The organism is Vibrio sp. 10N.286.51.E5, from assembly GCF_041469125.1.
Classification (GTDB): Bacteria; Pseudomonadota; Gammaproteobacteria; order Enterobacterales; family Vibrionaceae; genus Vibrio; species Vibrio crassostreae_C.
Genome location: NZ_JBFRJZ010000053.1, coordinates 38,991 through 53,236, shown reverse-complemented (window position 1 = coordinate 53,236; position 14,246 = coordinate 38,991). Strand labels below are relative to the sequence as shown.

At 39.8% G+C, this 14,246-nt stretch carries 10 protein-coding genes and 1 pseudogene; 6 read left to right on the top strand and 5 right to left on the bottom strand.

Annotation, left to right across the window (positions count from 1 at the left end; translation table 11 throughout):
* Positions 1–148 precede the first annotated feature (148 nt).
* Positions 149–1,046, bottom strand: a pseudogene (locus tag AB4161_RS18455) (IS3 family transposase); the annotation flags it as partial.
* A gap of 36 nt (positions 1,047–1,082) precedes the next feature.
* Here AB4161_RS18455 and AB4161_RS18450 point away from each other — a divergent pair.
* Entirely contained in the window at positions 1,083–1,898 is an 816-nt protein-coding gene (locus AB4161_RS18450) for a tyrosine-type recombinase/integrase (protein ID WP_240798952.1), read from the top strand.
* Between the two features lie 111 nt (positions 1,899–2,009).
* On the opposite strand, the gene tdh is transcribed toward AB4161_RS18450, so the two are convergent.
* Positions 2,010–3,041, bottom strand: coding sequence for an L-threonine 3-dehydrogenase (gene tdh / locus AB4161_RS18445; RefSeq protein WP_050649238.1), 1,032 nt, complete (start codon positions 3,039–3,041; stop codon positions 2,010–2,012).
* A gap of 110 nt (positions 3,042–3,151) precedes the next feature.
* Positions 3,152–4,345 carry a glycine C-acetyltransferase gene (locus tag AB4161_RS18440; RefSeq protein WP_017064793.1) on the bottom strand — a complete coding sequence of 398 codons (1,194 nt, stop codon included), beginning with the start codon at positions 4,343–4,345 and terminating at the stop codon, positions 3,152–3,154.
* A 387-nt stretch (positions 4,346–4,732) separates the two neighbouring features.
* Here AB4161_RS18440 and AB4161_RS18435 point away from each other — a divergent pair, with 387 nt between their 5' ends.
* Together AB4161_RS18435 and AB4161_RS18430 are read left to right on the top strand one after the other, a co-directional pair.
* Positions 4,733–7,960 carry a response regulator gene (locus tag AB4161_RS18435; RefSeq protein ID WP_372083842.1) on the top strand — a complete coding sequence of 1,076 codons (3,228 nt, stop codon included), beginning with the start codon at positions 4,733–4,735 and terminating at the stop codon, positions 7,958–7,960.
* A complete protein-coding gene (locus tag AB4161_RS18430; protein ID WP_372083840.1) occupies positions 7,960–9,138 on the top strand; it encodes an EAL domain-containing protein in 1,179 nt (392 codons plus the stop codon). Before AB4161_RS18435 ends, AB4161_RS18430 begins: the two co-directional genes overlap by 1 nt.
* A gap of 10 nt (positions 9,139–9,148) precedes the next feature.
* On the opposite strand, the gene AB4161_RS18425 is transcribed toward AB4161_RS18430, so the two are convergent.
* Positions 9,149–10,855, bottom strand: a complete 1,707-nt coding sequence (locus tag AB4161_RS18425) for a response regulator (protein ID WP_372083838.1) — start codon at positions 10,853–10,855, stop codon at positions 9,149–9,151.
* 281 nt (positions 10,856–11,136) lie between these two features.
* Between AB4161_RS18425 and AB4161_RS18420 the strand changes: the two genes are divergently transcribed.
* Positions 11,137–11,889, top strand: a complete 753-nt coding sequence (locus AB4161_RS18420) for an EAL domain-containing protein (protein ID WP_372083836.1) — start codon at positions 11,137–11,139, stop codon at positions 11,887–11,889.
* A 20-nt stretch (positions 11,890–11,909) separates the two neighbouring features.
* On the opposite strand, the gene AB4161_RS18415 is transcribed toward AB4161_RS18420, so the two are convergent.
* Positions 11,910–12,722: a helix-turn-helix domain-containing protein gene (locus tag AB4161_RS18415; protein ID WP_136978001.1), complete on the bottom strand. Its 813-nt coding sequence runs from the start codon at positions 12,720–12,722 to the stop codon at positions 11,910–11,912.
* 173 nt (positions 12,723–12,895) lie between these two features.
* Between AB4161_RS18415 and AB4161_RS18410 the strand changes: the two genes are divergently transcribed.
* Positions 12,896–13,828 (top strand): LysR substrate-binding domain-containing protein, encoded by a 933-nt coding sequence (locus AB4161_RS18410; RefSeq protein WP_372083834.1) that lies wholly within the window; start codon positions 12,896–12,898, stop codon positions 13,826–13,828.
* A complete protein-coding gene (locus AB4161_RS18405; RefSeq protein WP_171761687.1) occupies positions 13,828–14,211 on the top strand; it encodes a VOC family protein in 384 nt (127 codons plus the stop codon). Before AB4161_RS18410 ends, AB4161_RS18405 begins: the two co-directional genes overlap by 1 nt.
* Positions 14,212–14,246 lie beyond the last annotated feature (35 nt).

Here is a 14,246-nt window from a genome sequence, read left to right as displayed (position 1 = left end):
TCCAACGTTTAATTTAAGCTTGTGTATACCTAATATGTTCAAGGTCCTCTAAACCTTGGACAGATTAGTAGTATTTGCACTTAACGTATTGAAAATAATCAAGTGTAGCGGTGAATGGGTAACAACTTTCAGCGTAATGGCAATTGAAATAGTCTTTCGAGCAGTACTGACTACCTCGATCGCTATGAGTTATAACCTGCTCAGGGAATCCTCGACGGAATAAAGCCATCGATAAGGCATCACAGACCAGTGAGGCCGTCATTCTCGTATCCATAGACCAACCAATTACTTGCCTTGAATATAGGTCAATAATGACAGCTAAGTACAGCCAGCCTTCGCTTGTGGCAACATAAGTAATGTCTCCTGCCCATTTTTGATTCGGAGCCGTTGCGTTAAAATCTTGAGCGAGCAAGTTCGGAGCAGCGGGCATTTTATGCTTACTGTCCGTTGTACACTTAAACTTGCGTGCTGCTTTCGCTACTAAATCCTGACGTTTCATACTGGCGGCAATGGTCTTAACATTATGGTTATCACCGCTCTCTGCCAGTTCTTTCTGAATACGTCTGAGCCATCTCATTCTTTGCTAACGTCAAAGGCTTCTTTTACCTTGGTATCAAGCTTTTGGCGCTCTGTCTCACGTTGAATCGCCTTGTGGCGGTTCTCAACCCAATAATAAAACCCACTTCAAGAAACTCTGAACACCTTAGCCATACGGGAAATACTGAAACTCAGCAGGTGTTCGAGCATAAATTCATAGCAATTTACTTTAGATTTTTCGCGAAGTAGGTGGCGGCCTTTTTTACGATGTCTAGCTCTTCTGCTTGCTCTGCCAACTGCCTTTTTAGCTTAGCGACTTCAACGGCCAATTCTTGTTCTCGTTGGCTAATATTAGAATTCTTCTTTGTGGCTTTTCGCCAACCATAGATCTGAGATTCATGTAACGAGAGCTGTCTTGCAGCTGTAGCGACTCCCACTTTCTCTGCCAACTTCAGGGTTTCGGCTTTAAATTCAGGAGAATGGATAATACGTTTCTTCTTGCTTGTTATGGTTCACCTCATTAGTGATTGTACTCACTTAACTCAGTGTCCAAAACTACTGGTGCGGATCAGCAAGCTCGGGATCTGATAGCCAAAACAATTGAAGGATTAGGTAACCCGATTGCCTACCACCTTAAAGAACGAGACTACTTGGACTATCGTGCAACACGAATACCTTACCGTGGCAAAAATAAATCTGTTGAGATTTCACCAACAACACATAACATGGAATTGATTTATCTAAAGGGAATGTTCAAGAAACTAATCAAGTACAATCAATGGAAATACCCCAACCCGATTGAAGCTATCGATACAATCAAAACTAGCGAGAAGAACCTGGCATATCTAACCAAGCCACAAATTGAAGAGTTCCTATTTAACCTGAAGAATTTCAACCGCGTAATTACAGTCTCGATTCCACAGCTCATTGTAATCTCTAAGATTTGCTTAGCCACCGGTGCTCGTATAAGTGAAGCTCTCACTCTTACCCGTTCACAAGTAGCTGAATTCAAGCTAACTTACACCGAGACAAAAGGTAAGAGAAATCGAAGTGTGCCCATCTCACCTGCTTTGTATCATGAGATCTTAGATATCGCAGTGAACGACCATAAGATTTTTGACACTACTTATAAGGATGCCTGGCGCTACATTAAAAGGGCTTTACCTAATCATGTTCCAAGTGGGCAAGCAACGCATGTTCTACGGCATACATTTGCTTCGCACTTTATGATGAATAAAGGGGATATTTTGGTGTTACAGCGGATTCTAGGTCACACAAAAATTGAGCAGACAATGGCGTATTCTCACTTTGCTCCCGAGCATTTGATGCAGGCAGTTCACCTCAATCCTTTAGAAAATTAATGGCGACAAAATGGCGACAGCCACTGTAATCGAGCGTTATTTAGCGGTTTTAGACGTAAAAAAGGCGACAATTTAACCTGTCGCCTTTTGCTAATGAGAGCCTAATTTAGACTATTCCCAATCAAGGATAACCTTTCCTGAAAGCCCGCTACGCATAGCGTCAAAGCCTTTTTGGAAGTCATCAACCTTGAAGTGGTGAGTAATGATTGGTGTTAGATCTAGGCCAGATTGAATCAATGAAGCCATCTTGTACCAAGTTTCGAACATCTCACGACCGTAGATACCTTTGATAACCAAGCCTTTAAAGATTACTTGGTTCCAGTCTACTGCCATATCTGATGGTGGAATACCTAGTAGAGAGATCTTACCGCCGTGGTTCATGTTAGTCAGCATGCTGTTGAACGCAGATGGGTTACCAGACATTTCTAGGCCTACATCGAAGCCTTCAGTCATGCCAAGATCAGACATTACGTCTTCAAGCTTCTCTTCCATCACGTTTACTGCGCGAGTCACACCCATTTTCTTAGCAAGATCTAGGCGGTACTCGTTTACATCAGTGATTACAACGTGACGAGCACCAACGTGCTTAGCAACAGCTGCAGCCATGATACCGATTGGGCCAGCACCAGTAATTAGCACGTCTTCGCCAACTAGGTCGAAAGAAAGTGCTGTGTGTACTGCGTTACCAAACGGGTCAAAGATTGAAGCTAGATCGTCAGAGATTTCTGCAGGGATCTTAAATGCGTTGAACGCAGGAATCACAAGGAACTCAGAGAACGCACCAGTGCGGTTAACACCAACACCTGTTGTGTTACGACAAAGGTGAGTACGGCCGCCACGACAGTTACGACAGTGACCACATGTGATGTGACCTTCGCCAGATACACGGTCGCCGATTTCAAAACCACGAACTTCTTGGCCAATGCCAACAACTTCACCCACGTATTCGTGACCTACTACCATAGGTACTGGGATTGTGTTTTGTGACCACTCATCCCAGTTGTAGATATGTACGTCAGTACCACAAATTGCGGTTTTCTTAATACGAATAAGAAGATCATTATGACCCATTTCAGGTTTTTCAACCTCGGTCATCCAAATGCCTTCTTCAGGCTTTAGCTTAGAAAGTGCTTTAATTTTCATAATGTTACCTAGTTCATCTCGCCTAACTGTAAGGCGAGAATCAAAAATCTATATATTCTACTGGGTGTTGCTCTATCTAATTAAAGGATGCTCGTGGCATCCCTTTAAAATTAGATGATACCCATGTCTTTACCAACTTGAATGAACGCATCGATTGCGCGGTCTAGTTGCTCACGAGAGTGTGCAGCAGACATTTGCGTACGGATACGAGCTTGACCTTTTGGTACTACAGGGAAAGAGAAACCTACAACGTAGATGCCTTTCTCTAGTGCGCGCTCAGCGAACTCAGCCGCTACTTTTGCATCACCAAGCATGATTGGGATGATTGCGTGGTCTGCACCGCCCATAGTGAAGCCAGCTTCTTCCATGCGAGTACGGAAGTGAGCAGAGTTTTCCCATAGTTGAGTACGTAGGTCGCCAGATTCCGCAAGAAGATCTAGAACGCGGATAGACGCAGATACGATTGCAGGAGCAACAGAGTTAGAGAATAGGTATGGACGAGAACGCTGACGTAGCCAGTCGATCACTTCTTTCTTACCAGAAGTGTAACCGCCTGAAGCGCCACCCATTGCTTTACCAAGAGTACCAGTGATGATATCGATACGGTCTACAACGTTGTGGAACTCGTGAGTACCCGCTCCGTTTTCGCCCATGAAGCCCACTGCGTGAGAGTCATCAACCATTACTAGTGCATCGTACTTGTCTGCAAGGTCACAGATAGCAGGAAGGTTAGCCACTACGCCGTCCATTGAGAACACACCGTCAGTTACGATTAGTGTGTGACGAGCGCCAGCTTCTTTAGCAGCGATAAGTTGCTGCTCTAGCTCTTCCATGTTGTTGTTCGAGTAACGGAAACGCATTGCTTTACACAGACGAACGCCATCGATGATAGATGCGTGGTTTAGTGCGTCAGAGATGATTGCGTCTTCTTTACCTAGAATTGTTTCGAACAAACCAGCGTTTGCATCAAAACAAGATGTGTAAAGGATAGTGTCTTCTTTACCTAGGAACGTAGAAAGCTTTTGCTCTAGTTCTTTGTGAGAATCTTGAGTACCACAGATGAAACGTACTGAAGCCATACCAAAACCGTGCTGATCCATACCATCTTTAGCTGCTTCGATAAGAGCTGGGTGGTTAGCAAGACCTAAGTAGTTGTTTGCACAGAAGTTTAGTACTTCTTCACCAGTCGAGATAGAAACCGCTGCTTTTTGTGCAGAAGTAATAATGCGCTCAGACTTGTAAAGACCTTCTTCTTTAACTTCTTCGATTTGAGTTTGAATCTGTTGGTAAAATGCAGAAGACATTGTCTATTCCTTCCTAATTATTATTCAGCAGCATCGCGCCGCATTATGTAGGGGATGTAAACGATTTCAATTCGATCATTTACACTGTAAAACTTATACCCCTATTCTAGTTGAACATCCCCTTCTCGATTATCCCTTTAGTTGGAAAAACATTAATGAATCATAGGCACGAATAGTAACTCGAAGCGACACGATTATTTACTAAGCAACTTGAGAACCTTACTCTAGCCACACCGAAGCACATGATTTTTTTGGCCAGCCAACAAAGTAAATTTTCGCCAAAAACCACTTCCTTATATGGAATCTGCCGTTAAACTATTGTAATTCACATGATAGTTATCAGCGCTCTCACAACGTCGTAAATTTCTAATATTAGTCCGAGTATGTATGCCAAAAATGATCCCAAACTTTGATCAATTATCTAAGATTGAGAAAAAGGAGAGTCGTATTAAGCTAATCATGATTAGCTTTCTTTTAGTTTTTACCCTCCTCGTTACCACAGCAATTGGTACTTGGGTAGGAACAAATAAGGTTTTTGAGGTACTTAAACGTATTCATACTACTGGAGAGTTGATATTTTCTTTGGATAGGGCTCGTCTTAACACGTTAGGCTATGTAAGAGATAATAGTGAAAAATATTTAAATGAAGCCTTAAGCTATATTGAAAAGGCCAAGGATCTGACATTAGATTTAAATGATCACAATGAAGAAAGAATTCTCGTTCTTATCAGTAAATATAGAGAGAGCTTTTTAGAGTATGTTGCGATAGATAAAGAAAGAAAAGCAATAATAGCCGAGTACGCAGCACGCTCTAATTTGGTAAATAATAATATAAAGATGGTTCTGAACTTCAACTATACTTATAGAAACCCTCACACAATTGAACTTATAAACAGTTTGATAAGTGATAAAACTGCTATAAACAAAAAAATAGTCAACTCTCTTACTCTTGGAAGAAGACTAGACACTCAGCAATTAAATGAAGCTATTGGTATTCTTAAAAACATAAAATCCAATTTAGAAGAGCTAATACCTCTTATAAAAAACAAAGATAAATCATATTATCTATCAAAATTATCAGAAGACACTGATTTCTACATTGATATATTTACTAAATTAAACAAGAATAACTATGCATTGATTAAAAATTCTAAAGAAGCTACTCTATCCGTTTTAGAAGCCGAAGCAATCATACTTTCTATTCGTGACGAAAGAATTAATAGTGTGAGTGATTTAAAGCTGACCTCTTATCTCATTACGCTACTAACGTTGTTGTTTTTCATTGGTATGGTTATGTTAGCGTACTTGATTTACCATTCATTAAAGAGTTTAGTAAGGCTTACACACGAGGCAAAAATTGCTAGAGATGAGGCTATATCATCTACAAAAATAAAGTCTCAATTCCTTGCTAATATGAGCCATGAAATCCGAACGCCTTTAAATGCAATAATTGGTATGAGTCAATTAGCAACGAATACTGACATCGATATCGATAAAAATAAATATATAAAAAATGTTAATAACGCCTCTAGATCTCTATTGAAGATAGTCAACGATATTTTAGATATATCAAAAATTGAATCAGGTTCATTTAATATAAAAAATAAAATATTTTCGCTGCCTTCATTGATTGACGAATTCTACGAGATGATGTTTATCATTGCGAATGAGAAGGGTTTAAATTTAAAACTAAGTTATAGTAATGACATTCCAAATTATGTCTTAGGTGACTCATTAAGATTAAACCAAATTCTATTAAACATAGTAGGCAATGCGATCAAATTTACTGAAAAAGGTGAGATCAACTTATTAATTTCATGTGATAATGTAAACAAAAATAAAACAAAACTCAGTTTTGAAATTATAGATACAGGAATCGGAATATCAGGTGAAGATATAGATAAGCTATTCAAACCTTTTATCCAGGTAGACGAATCTACGAGTCGTATGTATGGAGGCACTGGTCTCGGTTTAATTATCAGTAAACAACTTGTTGAACTCATGGGAGGTCGCTTAACAGTTAAAAGCGATCAAGGTAAAGGTAGTCAATTCTCATTTGAGATCATCCTTGATATTGCTCCAGAGATACTCGATAACCAAGAAAATCAAGCTGATGTTCCGAAGTTGAATTTAAAACCTTTAAAAAACAAGCATATATTATTAGTGGAAGACAACTTTATTAACCAAGAGCTCGTAAAAGCTCTACTTAAAGGTGTCACCCGCTTGGATGTTTGCTCCGATGGTGAGAAAGCTATACATCAACTGAGTCAACAAAAATACGATGGTATTCTCATGGACTGCCAACTCCCCCAGATAGATGGCTATCAAGCAACTCAAATGATTCGTCAGGAATTAGGACTTTCTTTACCGATTATCGCTATGACTGCGAACATTATGTCTGCAGATATTGATAAAGCAATAGAGTCAGGTATGAATGACATCATAGGAAAACCTATCGACACCCAAGACATGTATAGAAAAATGCTAAAATGGTTCACAAACCAGATTGTAGAAACTAACGACGCTGGTGAGGTGGTTGCTGACAAACCTGTCGCTCCAATCCCGAACTGGCTAAGCAAAGTTTCCACTATTGATTTAGAAGCTGGCCTAAAAATCGCGGCCGGGAACACAGCACTGTACCTCAAGCTATTAAGCGCCTTCATAGAACAATACCGTGGTACTAGTATTGAAGCCAATGAACACCAAAAAGTACATCAATTAAAAGGAACAGCAGGCAACCTAGGTGCTACAACACTCTACCAAGCATGTGTTTCTCATGAAGAAAAGTTAGAACAAGAGTCATTGATTGAATTGAACTTAAAACTAAATCAACTTATTTCAGATCTGATGCCATTAAATGATAATCAAAAATCCCCTTCAACTCAGCTCTCAGAGGAAAAAATGATGGAGACACTAATTGGGCACGTATTAATTGTTGAAGATGACCTGATTAATCAATGCTTATTAAAGAATCAATTAAAAGACCTAGGGCTTTCTAGCGACGTTTCAAATGATGGACAGCACGCGTTAACACAACTAAAAGAGCGCAAAGGTGCGTACGATCTAATCCTCACAGATATTCACATGCCAAATCTCGATGGCCACAGTTTAGCAAGAGAAGTTAAAACAAACATCGGGCTGTATGGCTACGCGAATATTGTTGGATGTACTGGAGAATCCAACTACACCTTAGAGAATTTTGAGTACTTTGACGCATTAATCTCAAAACCGATCGATTCAAAGGCAATCTATGACAACATATCTAAGTTTCTAGTGAAATCCGAACCTCTCTCAACGTCAGAGCCTGAGAGTGAAATCGAGAGCAATTTCTCGGATTACAGTAATGAAAATAAACGAGATATTTATAGTGTCATTATTCAATCAATGTCATTAGACATTGAAAGCTTGGACAAAAGTGATGTAGATCTGAGGGCGCTGGCTCATAAAATAAAAGGCACGGCGAACATGTTAGGTCTAACTGAGATTGCAACTCTAGCTCAAAAGCTACAAAACGAGCTCGATCCTCAAAAAATTGTAAGCCAAAAGTGTATGCTGACCAAGAAAATGAACGAAATCGTTGAAGAAGTAAAAGATCTACTCGAGGGCATCGAATAATGCAGCATAACTTGAAAGTAATGATCGTTGAAGATGACCTTATTCAGAGCACTCGATTAAAGATCGAACTTAGTCTGTTAGGCGTTGAACATGTATATGTTGCTCAAGACGGCATAGAAGCGCTAGCTCTCATGAAAAACAGTAGTATCGACTTGGCATTCTGTGACATTAACATGCCTAATATGGACGGTATCAAGTTATTACTTGAAATATCTGAAATCACCAAAGAGTTAGGTGTTGTGATTGTTAGCTCTGCGGAAGATGATATTTGCGATTTAACATTAAATATCAGCTCACTTTTGGAGTTCAACTACTCGTCCCTCCTAAAAAAGAAAGATCTAAAGTCTAACTTAGCAAATGAACTACTTAAGTTCACACAAAGTGTTGAACAAACATGGCAAAACCAACCACCTGATAGCCTGTCGGCACATGATCTACATGACGCTTTTCAAAACTGTCAGGTTATCAATTATTACCAACCAAAAGTTCGCTTTGATAATCAGCAGCTTGTTTCAGTAGAAGCACTAGCACGCGTTAAACATCCGACACTGGGAATTCTCAGCCCTATTTCATTTATGGACACTATCGAAGAATGCAACATGATGGATCAACTATTCTTTGTCGTCCTTAATCGAGCACTTTGTGATATTTCGACTTGCCCTTTCGATATTTCTGTATCGGTCAACATGACGCAAGAAAACCTTGCAATACCAAATATCTGCGACAAAATCATTGAAGCATGCAAAGCGTTCAATTTTCCGCATGAGTACTTAACTTTGGAATTAACTGAGTCTCAAGCTTATCGTAACCGACCTGTTGCACTTTCAACGCTAGCTCGGCTAAGAGTACATGGTTTCAAATTATCGATTGATGATTTTGGAACAGGGTATGCCTCATTAGATAAACTTCTAAAGCTTCCTTTTACAGAAATGAAAATTGATAGAAGCTTTGTTTCTGATCTAGCAACAAACCCTAAGCATCAAGTTCTAGTAAAAATGTTACGCCAGGTAGCAGACACCATGGGTATGAATACTGTTGTTGAAGGTGTAGAAAACAGTGCTACTTGGCATATTTTACGTCAACAGGGCTTTAGCCTATGCCAAGGCTATTTTACTGGTGCGCCTATCCCATTAAACGAACTTCCTAACCACTTCAAAGTAGACGGTACTCGTCAATAACCGCCACAACTTAAGAAAATTTTGCAACTCTACTTTCAGCTAAAGCAATGTTATCTAATATCCCAAGTTGCTTTAGCTCTATTGGTTTATAAAGTTCTTTACAGACTTTAAAACAGCTTTTCAACAGAGCTTTTACGTCCCGTGCAGAATAATTAGAAGGCCAACCTAAAGACAACAACTGAATAAGTTGCATATTGACTTCTCGAATGTAAATATTTCTCGAACGAATGTCCACTAGCTCGTCTAATGCGTCGATAATTTTATTAGAGCCTTGATATATACTCGCATTCTCAAGCTTTTCATTGACCACATCAGTCTGAGTTGCATGATTACTTGTCAAAGATTTCATCAACTCTACTTGAGATTTAAGTAACATTGGACTCAACTGGCTTTCATTCATATCCGCTCTTATGGAATGTACATACTCCTTAAATTCTTGATTAAAGGTAAGCAAACTCAAGAGATATAAGAAATGATACTTATTATAAAACCCTTCCACTAAGTTACACGAGTAAATATGCTTTAATATAGAAATCGCTTCCCTAAGCTTCCCCTCAACAATAGAGAAATGGCACATCAAAAGCTCTTGTTCAATATCATAATTTACAACTTTATCTTGCATATCATCACTTCGGTTGTATTTTTTTTCCTTTAATAAGGATATTTGCCTAAACTCATTTAAAGCTTCAATTTTTAATTTTTTTGGATCTTCTTCAACTTCTTCTTCGTTAACTAATGAACGATTTTGCTGAATCGAGTCATGAATAAAAAGAATGCATCGAATATAATTATAACGAGCTTCTAAACTATCGCGATACGTGTCGATGTTAAGTTCGTAATACATCATAAACCTGGCAGCAGCACTTCTATAGTCCCCCTGAGATACACATAAGTTTGCAATAACCAACTCACGTTCAGGGTTACCAGGGGTCAACTCAGAAATAATAGTAAACTGCTTTATTGCTTTAGGTATATCACCATTATAAATGTCATATTTTGCATTTAGCGTCATCGCTTGCGTCGAATTCGGTACCTTTGCTAGCATTTTTTCAACAATAGATTGTGCTCTAGCAAACTCACCTAGCTCTATTAAGCTATCAGCTAAGCCAGCATTTGCCCACTCAACGTCTTTTTCAACAATAATTGAGTCATATAGCTCTTTCGCTTCATTAAACATATTTAACAATGCGTAGAACTCTCCTCTAAACTTTTGAATTAGAAAATGGTATTGAGGGTGTTCAAACTCCAGTTCATCACATAAATTAAGACCGCGAGTATAATCTTTCTGATTTTTTGCTTGGTAAAGCTGATATAAAGCAGATTTTCTTGCTAGAGACCTTCGGATCTTATTAGTAAAATAAGCTGAATTAAAAGGCTTTAAAATATATTCATCAGGAGAGAGCTCAATAATAGAACGAACAATTTTTGATAATGATTCGCCAGTTATCACTATAAAACTACTTTTTGGTTTTATTAAACTGTAGTGTTGAAGCTCTTCAAAGACTTGTTTGCCATTGAGGCGTGTATAAAAATTATAATCGCAAATAATCAGGTCAAAACCCATTTTTTTACAGTGCCAGATAGCAGCTTTAGGATCTTTTGCATGATAAATATTCTTATCATTCAAACCTAAGCTAATCAGCATTCTTCGAATACTCGACAAGATCACTGGGGAGTCATCAACTATTAAAGCTAATATGTCACTGTAATTTTTCATAAATGGGTTGCTCTCCTATAACCGGGCAAGTGTAACATGACCAACTTTGTAAATAATCCCCCCAGTTACAAAAAAATGTGATGCCAGTTATTCTTGACTTAAGATCACACTTTTCACACCAGTAATATCCAGCTAATTGATATGAAGAAGAATAACAAAAAATATGTTACTCACCCTGAATTCATATCAAATCTCAATTTTTCATCTCAAAACGATATAGTGATGAATGCCCGCTTCTCTCAGAATGCGCACCAGCAACGCCGCTATACAAATGAAACACGATGAGAAGAGAAACCAAACAAGTGAACCTATCAGACCACATCATTCAAGAAGCCTTCGAAAACGACTGGCACACCTGCTTTTATCAGCCAAAGGTTGAACCTAGTATCGAGAAAGTGACTGGTGTTGAAGCGCTGTTTCGTTTAGATATTCCAGAAGAAGGGATTTTCTCTCCAGGTGTGTTTATTGATCGTGCATTTGCATTGGGTTATGAAGAAGAGATTTTCTTTAGTGTTCTTGAGCAATCACTGACAGAGGTAAAATCTCTCTCATCTCACTTGAACTTGGCAGTTAATATCAGCAAGAAGGTGTTGGCTAACCCTGATAACGTGGAAAAGGTTCGCGAATTACTTTGGAATACGTCGTTCAAAGCAAAGCAGCTTACTTTTGAACTGAGTGAAAACGATCAGTTGGATGACCAACTTTGTGAGCAGATAAAACGCTTTCAATCTCTTGGCATTAAAACCTCAATCGACGACTTTGGCATTGGCCATTCAGATATGAATAAGGTGATGAGCCTTAATGTTGATGAAGTGAAGTTTGATAAGTCAATCGTGAATAGCGCAGAACCAGCACGTTCGGACTTGGTGAAGCGCACGTTGGCGTACTGCAAAGAGTCTGGAATCGAAACCGTGGCAGAAGGTGTTGAAGATACGGATACACATCAGCTCGTCCACCAGCTAGGTTTTGATAGCTATCAGGGCTTTCTATATTCAAAACCACTGCCTTTGACCGATCTTAGACTTGTCATGTAAAAGTGAGTACTCAAGCAAGGTTAATTTAAGACAAACTCGACGCTTTTCTTTTTCTGCTTAAGATCGTGATATCGAATGCACTTGAAGTAAATATCGTGTTTGTTTTGGATGTTCTGAGAGAACGGGTTATTCACTACTTTCTTTATATCAGCCTTGAAAAATGGCATGCCGAGTTTGCTCATATACGGCTCTAAGTAAAGATCATAGAGGAACTGGGACATTGCAGGATCAAGAGTAGGAAAGCGGAATTCAGTACCCGATAAATTGTCCGCCATGTAATCGAAGATCTTACGACGAATAACAATACTAACGGCACCAACACTGCAAAGCATCTTACTTAACCCGTCATACACCACATGCCCAATAATGACGCCCTCAAAAAGAAAACACAGTACCTGCATATCTTCTTTTATTACGCCTAGATGTTTAGAAACCTCGATAAAATCTTTGCCATAGGTTTTTTGATGCATGATTTGAATCGATTTGAGTCTTTTCGCTGGAAGTGTCCCCATGCTATATGACTCAACACTCGTCACCTCATAGTCATAACCAATATCAACACTGAATGGACGCTCCACATTCTTAGTGGCAGCTTTCACTTGCACCATTTCTTCAACGGAAAAGTCGTAATCTAGCTGAAAGAAGCTTGCGATACCCAGACGGCGCACAAAACTCGGTACTGTTTTTGCCCTTTCCCACTGGCTCACCATTACCTGATTCACACCAGAGAATGCCCGATGAGAATGGGACAACAACTCTGCGAATTCTTCCTGAGAAATGGATGCTGCTTCGCGAAGTCGTTTTAACTCTTCTGGAAAATTCTCTTTATTCATCGGTCACTTACCTAGCTTTTTTATCAGTGTAGTTCACTTACGCTCGTTAATAAATGGCGCTTTCAACATCGCTTTATTAAGTCAATCAATTAATGAAATTGATTCACAAATCAAAGTAAATCGCTCACAATGACCATTAAGTTCATCGTTGAAACTAGCTTAACTGGATACTTATGATTAACCCAAAACTCATCGCCCTGCTTCCGGATCTCGCCTCGTTCATTTTGGTGGTTAACGAAGGTAGTTTTACGGCTGCAGCAAAACAGTTAGGCGTGACACCATCAGCCTTGAGTAAGCTCATCACCCGCTTGGAAAAAGCGCTATCGGTGAAACTGTTTGAGCGTACCACTCGTACCCTTATCATTACGCAAGCGGGTCAATTGGTTTATGATCAGAGTGTGGTGATGATCAACGCAGCGCAACAAGCCGTTGAACTGTCTACCTCCGACCATACCGAACCTGCAGGCTCGATAACGGTAGCGGCGCCTGAAGCCTTCTTGAATTCGGTATTGCAGCCTTTCGTTGTTCCATTCTTAAATCAGTATCCAGAGATCCAACTTAAGTTACGCGCTGCTGATGGTGATATCGACATACTACGCCAAGGCATCGATATTGCGTTTCGCCTTACCGATAAGCCCGATGAAAGCTTAGTGCTAAAAGAGTTAGGCAAGACTAACTTAGTACTGTGTGCGAGCCCTGATTATTTGGTTCATAAAGGCATCCCTTCTCACCCGACCGATCTCAGCCAGCACGATTGCCTGTACCTTGCAGAAACGGACAAAGACCACATTTGGGACTTTCTCAAAGATGATGAGTTTCACACCGTTTCCGTCAGTGGTCGATACGCAGTGAACCACTCTCAGATGCGACTAAAAGGTGTGAAAGAAGGTTTGGGGATTGGCATCTTCCATGACTTTGTGATTCAAGATGCGTTAACAGAAGGTAGCGTTGTTCAAGTACTGAATGACTGGACCATCAAGAGTAACTACCACGGCGCCATCGCTATGCAGTTTGCACAAACCAAGTATATGCCCGCTCGCCTACGCGTGTTCATTGACTACGCGATGGAACACTTGGGTGAAAAGTTGGCAGGAGAAATAAACTGATGCTAAAAGGAATCCACCACGCCGCCATTATTTGCTCAGACTACAAAGCCTCAAAACGCTTTTACACTGAGATTTTAAAGCTAGAAATTATTGCAGAGAATTACCGAGCAGCGCGCCAGTCTTACAAACTTGACCTAGCACTCCCTAATGGTGCTCAAATAGAGTTGTTTAGTTTCCCTGATGCACCTGAAAGACCGAGCTTTCCAGAAGCTCAAGGATTGAGACACTTAGCCTTTTGTGTTGAGGACGTTCAACAAGTAAAAAGCTATTTAGAAGGACAAGGAATCGACGTTGAACCGATTCGAGTTGATGAGTTTACAGGGAAGTCATTCACGTTTTTCGCGGACCCAGACGGCCTGCCGCTAGAGCTTTATCAAAAATAGGCTGTATCAAATCTAAACTTTCTTGAACAATCAAC